Source organism: Saccharopolyspora gregorii (genome assembly GCF_024734405.1).
In the GTDB taxonomy this organism is placed as follows: domain Bacteria; phylum Actinomycetota; class Actinomycetes; order Mycobacteriales; family Pseudonocardiaceae; genus Saccharopolyspora_C; species Saccharopolyspora_C gregorii.
In genome coordinates, this window is the sequence record NZ_CP059556.1 from 4,018,598 (window position 1) to 4,034,787 (window position 16,190).

Below are 16,190 nucleotides of genomic sequence, written 5' to 3' on the forward strand. Positions count from 1 at the left end.
TCACGTGCCGCTCGGCCCCCGGCTGGTCCGCTGTGGACGGTGCACCCGGTTGACCGGAGGACGCACCGGCACATAGGTTACCGGCGAGTAATGCAACGAGCCCCGGAGGAGATCGCCGATGCCCTCGACGCTGGAGCTGTGGCGCAGGCTCTCGCCCCGCCCGCTCGGGACCAGGCTGTTCTCCTGGGGCGTCTGCCTGCGCGCCCCGTACTTCCGCACGGTCCGCCCGCACGTCGTCCGGCTCGAACCGGGCCGGTGCGAGGTGCGGGCGAAGAAGCGCCGCGCGGTGCACAACCACCTCGGCACCTTCCACGCGATCGCCGCGTGCAACGTCGCCGAGATCGCCGCCGGGGTGCTCGCCGAGGCGAGCGTGCCCGCCACGCACCGCTGGATCCCGGTCGGGATGCAGGTGCGCTACGTGGCGAAGGCCGCGACCGACGTGCACGGCATCGCCGAGCTGGACCCGCTGCCGGAGGCCGGCGAGGAACCGGCCGAGTGGGTGGTGCCGGTGCGCATCCTCGACACGGCGGGTACCCCGGTCGTCACCGCGGACATCACCCTGCGGGTCTCCCCGAAGAAGAAGCCCACCCCCTGACCACCCCGCCTCTCGGCCTGCCAGCGGCGAAGCCGATGCGCAGCGACCACCAGAGCGACCGGCACCGCCGCGCGTTCTCAGCGCCCTCCTCGCGAGGACGGCGTTCTCTCCTGCGGCGGAGCCACCGGTGAGAACGATCCCGCAGCGAGGAGGGCGCTGAGTTCCGCCATCCCGTCCCCAAGCAACAGGAGCAAACTCGGCGGCTCCCCGGGCGGGGCTTCGACGATCAGGTGGCGCCCTGATCGGGAAGGGTCCCGCGGCCGGGAAGCCGCCGAGGTCTCCGCCACCGCGTCAGCGGCGGGCGGGCGTGCGGAGGTCAGTGCGCGACGACGGTGTTGTCCTCGGGCAGCGCCGCGGCCTCGCGCTGCGCCTCCTCGTTGGGGGTGCGGATGATCAGGGCGAGCACGCTGCTGGACAGGTGCAGCACGGCGTAGATCCACATGACGCCCTGGATGCCGATGATGCCGATGAACGCGGTGCCGATGGCCGGGCCGACGGCCTGGCTGGCGCCGGCGCCGAGGGTGTAGGTCGACATGACCTGGCCCTTGCGGCCGGGGGCGTGCTGGGTCATCAGCGGGGGCAGCGGCACGTAACCGGCGAGGCCGACGCCGAAGACGGCCACCACGATCGCGACCGGGATGTAGCTGTGCCCGACGGCGTTCGGCACGTAGTACAGGCCGAGGCAGGACACCGCGCCGAGCACACCGCCGAACCAGACGATGGTCTTGTGCCTGCTCCACCGGTCGCCGAGGGCACCGAAGGCGACCACGCCGGCCAGGTTCGAGCCCATCATGATCATGAGCAGCGTGGACCACTCTTCGGAGTTGAACCCGACCTGCTCGATCAGGTACAGCGGGGTGAACACCCACACGCCGAACTGCGAGGTCGTGTTGATCAGCCGGGTGAGGGCGCCGAGGCCGACCTTCGGCCGCTCGAACATGATCGTCACGCAGCCGACCAGGGTCTTGACCATGCTGGAGCCGTCGGCGGCCAGCGGCTCGAACCCGGAGCGCTCCTTGAGCATCGTGAACACGATGAACGAACCGGCGGCGATCAGCGCCAGCGAGACCCACAGGGTCGGGTAGAAGCCGAGCGCCGGCTTGAGCCCGGCGACCAGGGCGGAACCGAGGACCGGGTAGCCCATGGTGAAGGAGAACCAGTACCAGCCGAGCGCCTTGCTGATCTGCTTCTCCGGCGCCCCGACCATGATCCAGACGAGGAAGCCGTAGGCGAACAGCGGGTAACCGAGGCCGCGGACGCCGTAGGTCAGCAGGATCAGCACGTAGTTGCTGGTGGGGATGCCGATGGTGAGCATCAGCACGTGGCAGATCGCCCACAGCGCGGCGCCCACCATCATGACCTTGCGCGGGCCCCACCGGTCGGACAGGCCACCGGCGAGGAAGGCGCCGACGGCCGCGGCGAGGCCGTAGACGGTGAAGACGACACCGACGCTGGACTCGGCGAAGCCCAGGTCGACCTTGAAGTAGGTGGAGAGATAACTGGTCTCCACCCCGTCGCCGATCATGAACAGCAACATGCCGACGTAGCCCCAGAGCAGGACTCGCGGGATGCCGATGCGATCGAAGAACGTCATACCGCCGCCGGACGACGCGGACGCGGGCGGTTCGTGGCCGGTTGATACCACGGTGCTGACCTCCTGGCGGGCTTCGGTGCCCGGGTAGGTGGAGCCGGATCCCCGCGCCTGAGCTCGGCGATCCGAATGTTTTTCCTGGTCACCGCCTCGCGGTGGTGACTGCGGCACGTCCGGCCGGTCGCGGTGGTCGCGGCGGACAGCCGGGTGTGTGAGAACAAGATGCTAGATATCTCAGATCTTTTCAAGATCTTCACGCAAAATATGAGATAACTAGGGGGTCACGGGCCTGGTGGGATGTGGGATAACTAGGAGACCGAGGGGAGAGCGATGTCCATCCGGAAGTCCAAGGCGGAAGTCGAGCAGCGCCGCCAAGCGGTGCTGCGCCACGTCAGCAAGGGCGGGGAGGTGCGCATCGACGACCTCGCGGCCCGGCTCGGCGTCAGCCTGATGACGATGCACCGCGACCTCGACGACCTGCACGAGCGCAAGCTGCTGCACAAGCGGCGCGCGGTCGCCATGGCGCTGTCCACCGTGGACATCGAGAGTTCGCTGCAGTTCCGGGAGAACATGCACCGCGAGGCCAAGACGGCCATCGGCGACGAGCTGCGCAACCACGTCTCCCCCGGCAGCACCGTGCTGCTCGACTGCGGCAGCACGCTGTTCCCGCTCGCCCGGCTGCTCGGCCAGAGCGAGCACAACCACGTGATCACGAACTCGCTGCGGGTCGCGTACCTGCTGGCCGACTCGACCGCGCAGGTCACGCTGCTCGGCGACCGGTTCTACCCGGAGTTCGAGTCGTGCGCGGGCCTGGAGGTGCTGCGCCAGCTCGACCGGTTCCACATCGACGTCGCGTTCCTCACCGCGACCTGCGTGCACGAAGGCAGGCTCTCGCACCCGGTGCGGGAGTACGCCGACAACAAGGCCGCCTTCGTCTCCGCCGCCGACCGGGCCGTGCTGGCCGTGGACAACAGCAAGTTCGGCCGGTCCGCCACCTACGCGTACGGGGACCTCAGCGGCTACGACACGCTGATCACCGACGACGCGGCGCCGCCCGGCGAGACCGCGCTGGCGCAGGCCCTCGGCGTGCAGGTCCACGCCGTCGCCCAGACCTGGGAGGACGGCTGAGCACCGCGGGTGCCCGGCCCGTTCGCCGGGCGCGGTGCGGTCAGGCCCCGGGGGCGAGTTCCGCCAGCCACCGCCAGCGGTCGGTGCCGTCGGCCGGAGCGGCGTTGAAGTACTCCCAGCCGGTGATGCCGCCGAACTCCGGGTACTTCGCGCGCAGCTCCGCGAGCACGTCCCGCAGCGTCGCCGCGTCCACGTAACCGGAACCGCCGTTGCCCCCGTTCGTCAACGCCGTCACCGCGATCCGGTCGGCGGGGATCACCCCGCGCTCGACGATTGCGTCGAAGTCCGATGTGGACGAAGCATCGCCCCAACCGTTGTAGAACTGGGCGTTGAAGAAGGCGATCTCGTCGCCGACGTCCCGGTAGAGCCGGTCGTAGTCGAAGCCGGACAGGTTGCCGCCGCCGGACAGCGCGCTGGCCACCGGCCCCATCGAGATCACGAAATCGGGCCCGAAGTCGGCGCGCAGCGCGGTGATGACCCGCTCGATGCCCGCCAGGGACATCTCCTCCTCGACGTTGAGGTCGATCCCGTCCAGCCGGCGCTCGGCGACCAGGTCCCGCAGCAGCGGGTAGTAGGTGTCGAACTCGGCGTCCAGCCGCTGGAAGCTGCCGTGCCCGGCGCCGCCGACCATGCCGAGCACCCGCACGCCCTCGTCCTGCACCGCCGCCAGGTCCGTCCACATCGGATCGAACTTGGGGTCGTCCGGCGGGTCGTCGTTGAGGTGCACCTCGGTCGGCGAGTTCAGGTGGATCGCCCCGACGATCAGGTCGGTGACGGGCACGTCGTGCTCGATGAGCTCGCGCGGCGAGACGTAGCGGTCGCCGTCGTACTGGGTCTGGTAGTACATCGCGGCGTGCTCGCCGCCGGCGGCGTCGGCCCGCGGCCGCACCTCCACGACGAGCGCGAGCACCACGGCCAGCACGACCGCGGTGGCCGCGACCAGCACCGCGCGCCGGACGCCGACGCGGTGGGGCGCCGGGAACTGGAGACTCATCCGCACATTCCTCGTTTCCCTCGCCCGCGCACCTGGCGGGACCATTCGACCCCGCGCGACCCGGTCGGTCAACGCCACGAACGGAGCAACGCGCTCCCGTTTACCGTTCGCCGGTCGCGTCCCGATCGGTGGTGAGGTCGCGGTCCCGCGTCTCCGGCGCCAGCCAGGTGGCGAACCCGCTGACCAGCGCCGCCACCGACATGTACACCGCCACCGGGATCCAGGAACCGGCGAACGCGGCGACCAGCGCGGTGCACACCAGCGGCGCGATCCCGCCGCCCAGCATCGAGGAGAACTCGCGGCCCAGCGTGACGCCCGCGTACCGGTAGCGGGTGCCGAACAGCTCGGGGAAGTAGCTCATCTGCACCCCGACCAGGCCGTGGCAGGCCAGCACGAAGCCGAGCACGACCACCACCACGACCGCCGCGGTGGAGCCGGTGTTCAGCGCGATGAAGCTCGGCCCGGGCAGCAGCACCAGGGCGGCGAAGATCAGCCCGGACACGGGCCTGCGGCCGAACCGGTCGGACAGGCGGCCGAAGGCGAACGCGGCGACCCCGCCGCACAGGGCGCCGACCAGCAGCACCTTCGGCACCAGGTCCGCGTCCACCCCGACCGAGGACACCAGGTAGGAGGCCATGAACACCTGGTAGGTGTAGGACTGGGTGCTCACGCCGAGGTTCATCAGGAACACCAGCAGCAGCGGGCGCCTGCCGCGCCGGAACACCTCGGCGACGGGGCGGCGCGGTTCGGCCTCCTGCTCGCGCAGCTCCTGGAACACGGGGCTCTCGGCGAGCCTGCGCCGCAGCACCAGGGCGGCGACGGTGACGAACAGGCTGCTGGCGAACACGAGGCGCCAGCCCCAGCTCATCAGCTGGTCCGGCGGCAGCAGCTGCGCCAGCACCCACGCGACCGCGCCGACGGCGGTGCCCAGCGCCGCACCGGTCATCACCAGCGCGGCGAGCCGCCCGCGGCGCCCGGGCGCGGCGGTCTCGGTGAGCAGCGTCGCTCCCCCGGCCTGCTCGGCTCCCGCGCCGAGCCCCTGCAAGCAGCGGCACAGCAGCAGCAGCACCGGCGCGAGTAGCCCCACCTGGTCGAAGGTGGGCAGCAGCCCGATGGCCAGCGTCGACCCGCCCATCAGCAGCAGCGTCGCCACCAGCACCCACTTGCGGCCCAGCCGGTCGCCGAGCCGGGAGAAGATCAGGCCGCCGAGCGGGCGGGCGGCGAACCCGACGGCGTAGGTGCTGAAGCTGGCCAGCAACCCGGCGGCCGGGGAGATCCCGGGGAAGAACAGCTCGCTGAACACCAGCGCGGACGCGGTGCCGTAGATGACGAAGTCGTACTGCTCCAGGGCGGTGCCGATCAGGCCGGCCCAGGCCGCGCGGCGCACCGAGCGCTGGTCGGGTTGCGGCTGCGCGGGAGCGCTCTCGGGTGCTGCGGTGCTGTCCATGCGTCCTCGGATGGATCAGGTCGCGTGCGGTGCGACGGGCGGGTCGGAGTTCAGCCGGCGCAGGCCGCCGCGGCGGCGGCCTTCGGTCCGTGCCGGACGAGGAGGTCGAGCAGTTCGGCGACGCGGGCGGTGAAGTCGGCGTGCCCGGCGAGTTCCGGGCCGAGCAGCCCGCGTCCGAGCACCTCGTCCACAGTGGACTCCGACGACGCGCCGCGCCGCATCGAGTCCACGATGGACTCGCGCGCCGGGTCGGACATCGCCGCCGCGTGCGGACCCGCGTCGGCCCCGCCGCCGAGGCAGCGCAGGTAGGCGGCGACGGTCAACGCCAGCTGCTGCGGCATCCGGCCGGCGCGCAGGTGCGCCAGCGCCGGATCCGGCACCCGCTGGGCGAGCTTGACCGAACCGTCCGAGCCGACCTGGCGGGTGCGGTGGCCCAGCGCCGAGTTCGCCCAGCGCTGGAAGAGGCTCGCGATGTAGTCCTCGGCGTCGACGGCGGCGGGCACCGCCAGCGTCGGCAGGTAGTCCGCGCGCAGCGCCCGGTCGGCGGCCTCGGCGATGAACGGGCGGGCGATCGCCTCCGGGATCGTGTCGCAGCCGTCGAGCGCGCCCAGGTAGGCGATCAGCGAGTGGGTTCCGTTGAGCAGCCGCAACTTCAGCAGCTCGTAGGCCTCGACGTCGTCGGCGAACAGCACGCCGGAACGCTCCCACGCGGGACGGCCAGCGGCGAAGTCGTCCTCCAGCACCCACATGCTGAACGGTTCGGCGGGCACCGGCACCGCGTCGCGCACCCCGAGCAGCTCCCGCACCTCGGCGCGGTGCGCGTCGGTGGTCGCGGGCACGATGCGGTCCACCATGCTGTTCGGGAAGGTCACCGAGGCGTCCGTCCAGCGCTGCAGCTCCTCGCGCTCGGGCGCGGGCAGTTCGGCGGTGAACTCCCGCACCAGCCGCGCGGTCTGCCGCCCGTTGCCGCCGAGGTTGTCGCAGCTGAGCACGGTGATCGGCCCGGACCCGGCGCGCATCCGGCGTTGCAGGCCGCGCACGATCCGGCCGGTGGTGGTCCGCGGCGGCGCATCGCCGCGCAGGTCGGCGCGCACCAGCTCGGAATCCAGGTCCAGCGAGCGGGTGCGCGGGGAGTAGGTGTAGCCGCGCTCGGTGACGGTGATCGTCACGATCCGCGTGTCGGGGGCGGCGATCGCGTCGAGCACCGCCTCCGGCTCGTGCGCGGCGACGAGCGCGCCGGTGTGCACGCCGGGAACGGTGGCGGTGCTGCCCGCGGGCGAGGATTCGAGCACGGCGTAGCGCAGCTCCTGCTCCCGCATCGCGGTGGCCACGGAGGTGGAATTCCCCGCCACGCCGAGGATTCCCCACGGCCCGTCGGTGTGCGCGAGCGCTCGGGCGGTGTGCACGGCCTGGTGCGCGCGGTGGAAGTTGCCCAGTCCCAAGTGGACGATGCCGGTGCGTTCCGGCGGAGCCGGGCGCAGCAGGGCGTGCGCGGGGGCCGTGGCGGCGCCGAGCCGGGGCGTGGTCATCTGCTCACCAATCCGTCATCGAACCGTCGCGGCGGCGCGCGACGGGCAGGTAGGCGGGTTCGTACGGGAACTTCGCGGCGGCGGCCTCGTCGACGGTGACGCCCAGGCCCGGTTCCTCGCCGGGGTGCAGGTGGCCGTCGGCGTAGCTCCAGGCGTGCGGGAACACCTCGTGCACCCGCTCGGCGTAGCCCATGTACTCCTGGATCGCGAAGTTCGGGGTGCTCATCCCGACGTGCAGCGAGGCGGCCAGCGCCACCGGCGACACGTCGGACGGCCCGTGCGGTCCGAGCCGCACCTGCCAGAGCTCGGCGAGCGCCGCGATGCGCCGCAGGTGCGTGATGCCGCCGGCGTGGGTGACGCAGGTGCGCACGAAGTCGATGAGCTGCTCGGTGATCAGCGACTGGCACTCCCAGACGGTGTTGAACACCTCGCCGATCGCCAGCGGCGCCGTGGTGTGCGCGCGGACGCGGCGCAGCACCTCCTGGTTCTCGGCCGGGGTGACGTCCTCCAGCCAGAACAGGTCCACCGGTTCCAGCGCCCGCCCCAGCCGCGCCGCCTCGCCCGGGGTGAGCCGGTGGTGGGCGTCGTGCAGCAGGTGCAGCTCCGGGCCGACGTGCTCGCGCACCGCGGACAGCACCCGCGGGGCGTGCCGCAGGTAGGCGGCGGTGTCCCACACCTCCTCGGCCGGGGCGGCACCGCGACCGGCGGGCTCGTAACCGCTGCCGCCGCGGTGCACCCCGTAGACGGTGTCGAGCCCCGGCACCCCGGACTGCGCCCGCACCGCCAGGAATCCCTCCGCGCGGCGCGCGTCCACCGAGTCCAGCAGTTCCGGCACGTCCCAGCCGGTGGCGTGGGTGTAGGTCAGCACCCGGTCGCGGACGGCGCCGCCCAGCAGCTGGTACACCGGCAGCCCCGCGGTCTTGCCCTTGACGTCCCACAGCGCCAGGTCCACCGCGCCGATCGCGGTCATCGTGACCGGGCCGCGCCGCCAGTACGCGCCGCGGTACAGGTACTGCCAGGTGTCCTCGACGCGCGCCGGGTCCCGGCCGATCAGCAGCGGCGCCACGTGGTCCCGCAGGTAGGCGGCGACGGCCAGCTCGCGGCCGTTGAGCGTGGCGTCGCCCCAGCCGACCACGCCGTCCGCGGTGGTGATCTTGAGGGTGGTGAAGTTGCGGCCCGGGCTGGTGAGCAGCACTTCGGCGGCGACGATGCGGTCCCGGCTCATGCTGTCTCCTCGCGGACGGGACCCGTGGTGCCGCGCACCACGAGCTGGGTGGGCAGGCGCAGGGTGCGCGGCAGGGTCCGCTGCCCGGCGACGGCGCGGCCCAGCAGCTCCAGGCTCACCGCCCCGGCGCGCTCGATCGGGGCGGCGATGCTGGTCAGGGCCGGGTGGGTGATCTCGGCGAGCGGGATGTCGTCGAAGCCGACCACGCTGAGCCCGTCCGGGGCGTGCACGCCCAGCACGCGGGCGCCGGAGACGACGCCGAGCGCCACCAGGTCGTTGTGCGCGATCACCGCGGTCGCCCCCGCCGCGAGCACCCCCGCCGCCGCGGCGGTCCCGCCCGCCACCGTCTCCGCCTGGTGGCCCAGCACGTCCAGCCGCGCGCCCGCCTGCTCGGCGAGCGCGGTGACGATGCCGAGGCGGTGCGCGTTCGACCAGGACCGCGCCGAACCCTGCACGTAGGCGAGGTGGCGGTGGCCCAGCGCGGTCAGGTAGTCCACCGCCTGCCGCAGCCCGTCGGTGGCGTCGGAGAGCACGCAGTCGACCCCGGTCGCCGCCCGGTTCACCAGCACCGCCGGGGTCCGCCCGCACAGCGCCAGCAGTTCCGCCGCGTCCAGCCGCGGCGAGCACACCACGATCCCGTCCGCGCGGCCCCGCAGGTGGGCGAGCACGTCGCGCTCCCGGTCCGGGTCGAACGCGGTGTCGGCGAGCAGCACCGTCTGCGACCGGTGCCATCCCTCGGCCTGGGCGGCCTTCACGAAGGCGCCGAACACCGGGTTCGCGATGTCCGGCACGACGACGGCGACGGTGCCGCCCCGCGGGGGCGCGGGGTGGCGGGTGCGGCCCGGGTCGTAGCCGAGTTCCTGGGCGGCGGCCAGCACCTTGCGCAGGGTGTCCGCGCCGAGCCTGCCGGGTTCGCTGAACGCGCGGGAGGCGGTGGACAGGGCCACCTCCGCGTGCTTCGCGACCTCGGTGAGCGTTGCCGCCACGTCTCCTCCTCGCCGCCGCACGTCGCCGGTGATCGGTGCGGGTGCGAGCCATCGAACGGCATCTTGCGCAAGGTTGTCAACGAGTTGCCGAGAGCTTGCCGGGCGATCCCGGTGACCGGCCGGGCACGCGTTGTAGTCCTATGTGGACACGTACGGCGCCGCCGGGAGGCCGCGTCCCGCGCCGCGGACCACGAACAGCGCCCCCGACTCCGGGTACGCGCGCAGGTCCACCTCCTGCCGGGACGTCGTGATGTACAGGTCCGCGAGGTCCGGGCCGCCGAAGGTGCAGGCGGTGACGCGCGGGACCGGCAGCTCCACCACCGCCAGCAGCGCGCCCTCCGGCGAGTAGCGGTGCACCGCTCCCCCGCCCCACAGCGCCACCCACGGGCAACCCGCCGCGTCCACGGTCAGCCCGTCCGGCGCACCGAACTCCGGGGCGATCCGCACCAGCTCGCGCCGGCGGGTGAGCTCGCCGCCGCGGTAGTCGAAGGCGTCCACCCGCTGCGTCGGGGTGTCCGCGTAGTAGGCGGTCGTGCCGTCCGGGCTCCACGCCAGGCCGTTCGAGATCGTCACCCCGGCCAGCACCACCTCGACGTTCCCGGCGCCGTCCAGCCGGTGCAGCGCGCCCGCGCCCGGCCTCGCGTCGTAGGCCATCGAGCCGCAGTAGAAGCGGCCGTCCGGGTCGCACCCGCCCTCGTTCATCCGCACGCCCGGGTCCGTCCACAGCGGACTCATCGGCCGGACCTCGGTGAGCTCGTCGTCGGCGAACGCGAACCCGCGCTCCACCGCCAGCACCGCGCCACCGCCCGCCTTCGGCCGCAACGCCGCCGCGACCGACCCCACGTGCGAGCGCCGCACCGCACCGCCCGGCAGCAGGGTGAGCACGTCGCCGGCGAGCATGTCCACCCACCGCAGCCCCGGCCAGCCGTCGTGCCACACCGGCCCTTCCCCGTGCTCCGCGCACGCACCGGTCACCTGCTCGGCCCGGAACCGCTCGACCCCGCCCATCGCACCTCCACTCCGAAGCGAACGACCGTTCGCCACCACCGCCGGACAGGCGGCCCGCCCACTTCCACGCCCCGGCGCCGGGTGCACGGCCCGTCCGCCCACGTGGATCGGCCCCGCTCCCCGACCGATCCCACCCACCTCGCGAGTGAACGGACCGTTCGACCAACTAGATCGGACGAACGGTCCGTTCACTCCCCGACCCGGGGGTCAGGAGGATCTTGCCCACCTGTGAGCCGGAGTCGGTGAGCAGATCCAGGGCGGTCGCGGCGTCGGCCAGGTCGAACTCGTGGGTGATGATCCGTCCCGGATCCAGCACCCCGGCGGTGAACAGCCGCACCACGTGCGTCCAGGCCCGCGACGGCGCGCCGAACACGGTGTGCAGGGTGAGCTGCGCGGAGACGAGCCGCGCGGTCACCAGCGAGTCCGATTCCGGTGGCAGCCCGGTGAGCGCGACCCGCCCGCCGCGGCGGGCCAGCCGGGTCGCCAGGTGGGCGGCGCCCGGTGTTCCCGCGGTCTCCAGCACCGCGTCGAACCGCCCGCAGCGACGTACCGCTTCGAGCGGGGTGAGCACCGCGGTGGCCCCGCACGCCTCGGCGAGCTCCTCCCGCCCGGCGCGGGGTTCGACCACGACGAGTTCGGCGGGCCCGGTGGCGCCGAGCAGCTGCGCGCCGAGCAAGCCGAGGCTGCCGCCGCCGACGACGGCGACCCGCTCCCCGGCGACACCGCCGAGCCGCAGGCACGCCTCGCCGACGCAAGCGGCGGGTTCGAGCACGGCCGCGGCCCGCAGGTCGGCTTCGGGTGGCAGCACGTGCAGCAGCCGCGCGGGCAGCAGCAGGTGGTCGCACCAGGCGCCGGGCGAGGTGAACCCGGTTTCGGCGTACCCGGTGCTGCACAGGTTGTTCTCGCCGCGCCGGCACGCGTCGCAGGACTGGCAGCCGCGGAACCCCTCGCCGACGACGTGGTGCCCGAGGTAGTCGGCGGGAACGTCCGGTCCGACGGCGAGCACGGTGCCGGACCACTCGTGCCCGGGCACCACCGGGTAGCGGACGAACCCGTCGGGTCGCCCGCCGGTGAACAGTTCCCGGTCGGAGCCGCAGATGCCGCTCCAGGCGATGCGGACCAGCGCTTCGCCCGGCCCGGGTTCGACGGGATCGGCGGCGGCGACGCGGAGTTCGCCGGGCCGGTCGATGACGACGGCGCGCGCGGTCACCGGCCGCTCCCGGTGCCGCGGAACTGCCAGTCCTGGGCGTAGAGGTCGAAGTGCGCGCTCTCCGGCGGGTGCTCGCGCACGAAGTCCACGTCGAGCTCGACGCCGAGCCCGGGCGCGGTGGGCAGCGCGAAGTACCCGTCCACGACCTCGGGCAGCCCGGGCGCGGCCTGCTGCACGTGCCGGTCGGCGAAGTCGTTGAAGTGCTCCTGGATCTTGAAGTTGGTGGTGGCCGCGGCGAGGTGCAGGTTCGCGGCGGTGAGCACCGGTCCGCCGACGTTGTGCGGGGCCACGAGCACGTAGTGGGTCTCGGCGGTGGCGGCGAGCTTGCGGGTCTCCTGGATGCCGCCGAGGTGCCCGATGTCGGGCTGGATGATGTCCGCGGCGCGCCGCTCGAACAGCTCGCGGTACTCGATGCGGTCGTGCACGCGTTCCCCGGTGGCGACCGGCACGTCGACCTTCTCGGCCACTGTGGACAGTGCGGCGAAGTTCTCCGGTGGCACGGGCTCCTCGATCCAGCTGGGCGAGTACGGCACGAGTTCCCCGGCGATGCGGACGGCTTCGGCGGGGGTGAACCGGCCGTGCATCTCGACGAGCAGTTCCACGTCGGGCCCGACGGCGTCGCGGACGGCTTCGACGAGCGACACCGAGCGGCGGCGTTCGTCGGCCTCCAGCTCCCAGCGGCCGGGACCGAACGGGTCGAACTTGAGCGCGCGGTACCCGCGGTCGACGACTTCCCGCGCCGCGGCGTGGAATTCCTCGGGCGTCCGCTCCACGGTGTACCAGCCGTTGGCGTAGGCCTTGATCCGGTCCCGCACTTTGCCGCCGAGCAGCCGCCACACCGGCTGGCCGAGCGCTTTGCCGATGATGTCCCAGCAGGCCATCTCGACGCAGGCGATGCCGGACATGGCGATCTCGCCCGCCCGCCCGTAGTCGCCGTGCTTCATCCGCCACACCAGCGATTCCAGGTCGAACGGGTCGGTGCCGACGAGGTGGCGCGGTTCGGCTTCGCGCAGGTAGCCGAGCAGCGCCTGGGTGTGCCCGAGCATCCGGGTCTCGCCGACGCCGACGAGCCCGTCGTCGGTGTGCACCCGCACGTAGGTGAGGTCGCGCCACGGGGTGCCGAGCACGAAGGTGTCCAGGTGGCTGATCTTCATCCGTCGTCTTCTCCGATCCGTTCGCGGCCCGGGAGGAACCCGCTCATTCCGCGGGAGGTTCGTGGCGCAACGGGCGGATCCGCTGCCACAGCAGGAAGAACGCCCCGACGAGCAGCATCGACGCCCCGGTCCACAGGTTGATGTTGATGCCCTGCGCCTTGGCGATCGCGGCTTCACCGGCGAACAGCCCGGCCCCGCCGATGAGCAGTCCGTAGAAGACGAACAGCCCGCCGATCACGCTGCGCACGTCGAACAGCCGGGCCGCGGTGCCGGATCCGCGCTCCAGCTCCGCCACGTCGGCGGCGTGCTCGTCGGGCGTGCCGTGCGGTTCCGGTTCGGTCATGGCGGCCTCCTTTCCGTTGCACATCAGGGGAGAACTCAGAACGAGAACGGCAGGTAGCACAGCGCGGCGAGCACGATCGCGCCCCAGCCGAGCAGCGCCGGGCGGCGGTACCAGGCGGAGTCGCCGGGCAGCACCTCACCGGCGTCGGCGGCCGCGGCGCGGGAGTAGACCAGGCCGCGCAGCTCGTGGTCCGGTTTCGGCGCGGTGGCCAGCGCCACCGGCACGCTCACCGCGACGTCCACCGTGAACGCGATCATCGAGGAGATCATGTTGGCGCCCTGGTCGGTGCTGATCGGCACCACCCCGGTCTTGTAGGCGACGTAGAAGCTGATCGGCGCCACCGTTCCCGCCAGCAGCCCCCAGAACCCGGCCTTCGCGGTCATCCGCTTCCAGAACAGCGCCAGGATGAACGTGGCGAACAGCGGCACGTTGAAGAAGCTGAACAGGGTTTGCAGGTAGTTCATGATGTTGCTGAACGAGGCCGCGATGAACGCGGTGCCCATCCCGGCCAGCACCCCGACCGCGGTGATCACCCGGCCCACCCGCAGGTAGTGCTCGTCGGGCATCCCCGGTTTCAGGTAGGGCCGCCAGATGTCGGTGGTGAACACGGTGTTGAAGCTGGAGACGTTCGCGGCCATGCCCGCCATGAACGAGGCCATCAGCCCGGTGACGGCGAGCCCGAGCACCCCGTTCGGCAGCAGATCCCGCATCAGCAGCGGGATCGCGTCGTTGTAGTCGTAGGCGCCCTGCCCGATCTGCGGGTACACCAGCAGCGCGATGATGCCGGGCAGCACCACGATCAGCGGGATGAACATCTTCGGGAACGCCGCGATCAGCGGGGTGCGCCGCGCCGCGGAGAGGTTCCGGGCGGACAGCGAGCGCTGCACCTCCGCGAAGTTCGTCGTCCAGTACCCGAAGGACACCGCGAACCCGAGCCCGAGGGTGATGGTGAGCCAGTTCGCGCCGAGCGGGTTCTCCTGCCCGAAGCCGGTTCCGCCCCACGCGGTGAGGAATTCCGGCCCCGGCCCGGCGAAGACGCGGTCGATGAAGCCGTCGACGCCGCCGACGCGGGCGAGCCCGAGCACGGTCAGCGGCACCAGCGCGGCGACGATCACGAAGAACTGCAGCACTTCGTTGTAGATCGCCGAGGACAGCCCGCCGATGATGATGTAGGCGAGCACGAACACGCCGGCGAGCCCGATGGACAGCGGCAGCGGCCAGCCCAGCAGGGCGCGCAGCACGATGGCCAGCGCGAACAGGTTTACCCCCGCGATCAGCACCGAGGCGATGGCGAACAGCGCGGCGCTGAGCAGGTGCGAGGAGCTGCTGAACCGCAGCAGCAGGAACTCGGGGACGCTGCGCACCTTCGAGTTGTAGTAGAACGGCATCATCACCAGGCCGAGGAACACCATCGCCGGGATCGCGCCGATCAGGTACCAGTGGATGGTGTAGGCGCCGTACTGCGCGCCGTTGGCGGCCATGCCGAGGATCTCGGTGGCACCGAGGTTCGCGGACACGAACGCCAGCCCGGTCACCCAGGCCGGCAGCGATCGGCCGGAGAGGAAGAAGTCCAGGCTGTTGCGGACGCTGCGCCGCGCGGCGAGCGCGATGCCGAGCACCACCGCGAAGTAGACGATCAGGATGAGGTTGTCCATCCAGTTCATGGACAGCCGCAGGCCATCGGCGCTGATCATGGTCCTCGTCCCCTCGTCTTCGTCGTCGAAGTCGATCCGGTGGCCGGGCAGGTCACCGCATGGGGCCGGTGCTCTCGCGCACGACGAGTTCGGCGCGCACGATCGCCCGGTCCGGTACGTCCTCCCCTTCGACGAGCCGCAGCAGCTGGTCGAAGGTCTTGCGCCCCAGCGCGAGGAAGTCCTGGCGCACGGTGGTCAGCGGTGGTGAGTAGTAGGCGGCTTCGGGCACGTCGTCGAAGCCCACCACCCGCACGTCGCCGGGCACCGATCGGCCGCCTTCGGACAGCGCGCGCAGCAGGCCGAGCGCCATCTGGTCGTTGGCGGCGAACACGGCCGAGGCCGTCGGGTGCCGCAGCAGTTCCAGCCCGGCCTCGTAGCCGGAGCGCGGGCTCCAGTCGCCGCGCAGCACCGGTGGCGCGGTGCCGCCGTGCGCGGCGAGCGCGTCCCGCCACGCCTGTTCGCGGGCTTCGGTCTCGAACCAGCCGCAGGGCCCGGAGAGGTGCCAGATCTCGTCGTGGCCGAGGGAGAGCAGGTGTTCGGTGGCGCGGCGGCCGCCGTCGCGCTGGTCCACGGCCACGACCGGCACGGGCGCCTGGTCGGTGTCGGCGACGGCGACGACCGGCACGTCGCCGGGCAGTTCGTCCAGGGAGCGCCCGGTTTCGGCGTGCGGCGCGATGACGACGATCCCGGCGACGCCCTGCCCGCGCAGCGCGTCGACGGCTTCGCCGACGCGGGCGCGGCCCGGCTCGCGGACGCTGGCCACCGACACCGCGAACCCGGCTTCGCGGGCGGCGTTCTCGATGCCGAACAGGGTGCTGGCGGGTCCGTGCAGCACCGAGTCGAGCGCCACCACGCCCAGCACCCGGGACCGCCCGGTGGCCAGTCCCCTGGCGTGCGGGTTGGGCCGGTAGCCGAGGTGTTCCACCGCGTCGAGCACGCGGCGCCGCGTCTCGGCCCGCACCGGACCGGTGCCGTTGACGACGCGGGAGACGGTCATCTGCGAGACCCCGGCGAGCCGGGCCACGTCGCCCAGGGAGGCCCGCTGGCCGGGCGCACCGACCGCCGGACCACCGGTTTCGCCGCTCATCGCCCGCACCCGCTCCTCCGCCAGCCGTGATCGAGCCGCCAGTGTTAGCGCTAACACCGGGGTGGTCAAGGTGCCCGGGGCGGAATTGCTCCGCCCGCCGCGACGACGCTGCGGTGGATGGCCGCCGCGGCAGGTCCGACCGGATCCGCACCGCTCCGATCCCTCCCCCGGAGTGCCGAACACCACCTGACCTTCCATT

General features: G+C 72.5%; 14 protein-coding genes. 2 read left to right on the forward strand and 12 right to left on the reverse strand.

What is annotated here, in order from left to right:
- The first annotated feature begins 118 nt into the window (after positions 1-118).
- Positions 119-595, forward strand: a complete 477-nt coding sequence (locus H1226_RS17335; RefSeq protein ID WP_258341668.1) for a hotdog fold domain-containing protein — start codon at positions 119-121, stop codon at positions 593-595.
- A 316-nt stretch (positions 596-911) separates the two neighbouring features.
- Here the strand turns inward: H1226_RS17335 and H1226_RS17340 are convergent, their stop codons facing one another.
- Positions 912-2,189, reverse strand: coding sequence for an MFS transporter (locus tag H1226_RS17340; RefSeq protein ID WP_258341669.1), 1,278 nt, complete (start codon positions 2,187-2,189; stop codon positions 912-914).
- A 327-nt stretch (positions 2,190-2,516) separates the two neighbouring features.
- Between H1226_RS17340 and H1226_RS17345 the strand changes: the two genes are divergently transcribed.
- A complete protein-coding gene (locus H1226_RS17345; protein WP_224962835.1) occupies positions 2,517-3,314 on the forward strand; it encodes a DeoR/GlpR family DNA-binding transcription regulator in 798 nt (265 codons plus the stop codon).
- 40 nt (positions 3,315-3,354) lie between these two features.
- On the opposite strand, the gene H1226_RS17350 is transcribed toward H1226_RS17345, so the two are convergent.
- The 11 genes from H1226_RS17350 to H1226_RS17400 form a co-directional block, all read right to left on the reverse strand.
- Positions 3,355-4,308 (reverse strand): glycoside hydrolase family 18 protein, encoded by a 954-nt coding sequence (locus tag H1226_RS17350; RefSeq protein ID WP_258341670.1) that lies wholly within the window; start codon positions 4,306-4,308, stop codon positions 3,355-3,357.
- A gap of 100 nt (positions 4,309-4,408) precedes the next feature.
- Positions 4,409-5,755 carry an MFS transporter gene (locus H1226_RS17355; RefSeq protein ID WP_258341671.1) on the reverse strand — a complete coding sequence of 449 codons (1,347 nt, stop codon included), beginning with the start codon at positions 5,753-5,755 and terminating at the stop codon, positions 4,409-4,411.
- Between the two features lie 50 nt (positions 5,756-5,805).
- On the reverse strand, positions 5,806-7,284 hold the full coding sequence (locus tag H1226_RS17360) for a mannitol dehydrogenase family protein (protein ID WP_258341672.1): 1,479 nt from the start codon (positions 7,282-7,284) through the stop codon (positions 5,806-5,808).
- Positions 7,285-7,288: 4 nt separating this feature from the next.
- Entirely contained in the window at positions 7,289-8,509 is a 1,221-nt protein-coding gene (gene manD, locus H1226_RS17365; protein WP_258341673.1) for a D-mannonate dehydratase ManD, read from the reverse strand.
- The gene (locus H1226_RS17370) at positions 8,506-9,495 is read right to left on the reverse strand and encodes a LacI family DNA-binding transcriptional regulator (RefSeq protein ID WP_258341674.1); all 990 of its coding nucleotides are present in this window, start codon (positions 9,493-9,495) and stop codon (positions 8,506-8,508) included. Before H1226_RS17370 ends, manD begins: the two co-directional genes overlap by 4 nt.
- A gap of 138 nt (positions 9,496-9,633) precedes the next feature.
- Complete coding sequence (locus H1226_RS17375) at positions 9,634-10,503, reverse strand: SMP-30/gluconolactonase/LRE family protein (RefSeq protein ID WP_258341675.1); 870 nt, start codon at positions 10,501-10,503, stop codon at positions 9,634-9,636.
- 166 nt (positions 10,504-10,669) lie between these two features.
- Positions 10,670-11,713 (reverse strand): zinc-dependent alcohol dehydrogenase, encoded by a 1,044-nt coding sequence (locus tag H1226_RS17380; RefSeq protein WP_258341676.1) that lies wholly within the window; start codon positions 11,711-11,713, stop codon positions 10,670-10,672.
- Positions 11,710-12,867: a mandelate racemase/muconate lactonizing enzyme family protein gene (locus H1226_RS17385; protein ID WP_224960673.1), complete on the reverse strand. Its 1,158-nt coding sequence runs from the start codon at positions 12,865-12,867 to the stop codon at positions 11,710-11,712. The genes H1226_RS17380 and H1226_RS17385 overlap by 4 nt, the downstream gene beginning before the upstream one ends.
- A 43-nt stretch (positions 12,868-12,910) precedes the next feature.
- Positions 12,911-13,210 (reverse strand): hypothetical protein, encoded by a 300-nt coding sequence (locus H1226_RS17390; RefSeq protein WP_258341677.1) that lies wholly within the window; start codon positions 13,208-13,210, stop codon positions 12,911-12,913.
- A gap of 35 nt (positions 13,211-13,245) precedes the next feature.
- Positions 13,246-14,904: a sodium:solute symporter family protein gene (locus H1226_RS17395; RefSeq protein WP_224968384.1), complete on the reverse strand. Its 1,659-nt coding sequence runs from the start codon at positions 14,902-14,904 to the stop codon at positions 13,246-13,248.
- Positions 14,905-14,956: 52 nt separating this feature from the next.
- Positions 14,957-15,991: a LacI family DNA-binding transcriptional regulator gene (locus tag H1226_RS17400; RefSeq protein ID WP_224968386.1), complete on the reverse strand. Its 1,035-nt coding sequence runs from the start codon at positions 15,989-15,991 to the stop codon at positions 14,957-14,959.
- Between the last annotated feature and the right edge of the window lie 199 nt (positions 15,992-16,190).

Excerpts from the sequence above, each read along its gene's own strand:
- manD (WP_258341673.1), bottom strand. The coding sequence starts at position 8,509 with ATGAGCCGGGACCGCATCGTCGCCGCCGAAGTGCTGCTCACCAGCCCG.
- H1226_RS17340 (WP_258341669.1), bottom strand. The coding sequence starts at position 2,189 with ATGACGTTCTTCGATCGCATCGGCATCCCGCGAGTCCTGCTCTGGGGC.
- H1226_RS17385 (WP_224960673.1), bottom strand. The coding sequence starts at position 12,867 with ATGAAGATCAGCCACCTGGACACCTTCGTGCTCGGCACCCCGTGGCGC.
- H1226_RS17335 (WP_258341668.1), top strand. The coding sequence starts at position 119 with ATGCCCTCGACGCTGGAGCTGTGGCGCAGGCTCTCGCCCCGCCCGCTC.
- H1226_RS17350 (WP_258341670.1), bottom strand. The coding sequence starts at position 4,308 with ATGAGTCTCCAGTTCCCGGCGCCCCACCGCGTCGGCGTCCGGCGCGCG.
- H1226_RS17345 (WP_224962835.1), top strand. The coding sequence starts at position 2,517 with ATGTCCATCCGGAAGTCCAAGGCGGAAGTCGAGCAGCGCCGCCAAGCG.
- H1226_RS17360 (WP_258341672.1), bottom strand. The coding sequence starts at position 7,284 with ATGACCACGCCCCGGCTCGGCGCCGCCACGGCCCCCGCGCACGCCCTG.
- H1226_RS17375 (WP_258341675.1), bottom strand. The coding sequence starts at position 10,503 with ATGGGCGGGGTCGAGCGGTTCCGGGCCGAGCAGGTGACCGGTGCGTGC.
- H1226_RS17400 (WP_224968386.1), bottom strand. The coding sequence starts at position 15,991 with ATGAGCGGCGAAACCGGTGGTCCGGCGGTCGGTGCGCCCGGCCAGCGG.
- H1226_RS17390 (WP_258341677.1), bottom strand. The coding sequence starts at position 13,210 with ATGACCGAACCGGAACCGCACGGCACGCCCGACGAGCACGCCGCCGAC.
- H1226_RS17395 (WP_224968384.1), bottom strand. The coding sequence starts at position 14,904 with ATGATCAGCGCCGATGGCCTGCGGCTGTCCATGAACTGGATGGACAAC.
- H1226_RS17355 (WP_258341671.1), bottom strand. The coding sequence starts at position 5,755 with ATGGACAGCACCGCAGCACCCGAGAGCGCTCCCGCGCAGCCGCAACCC.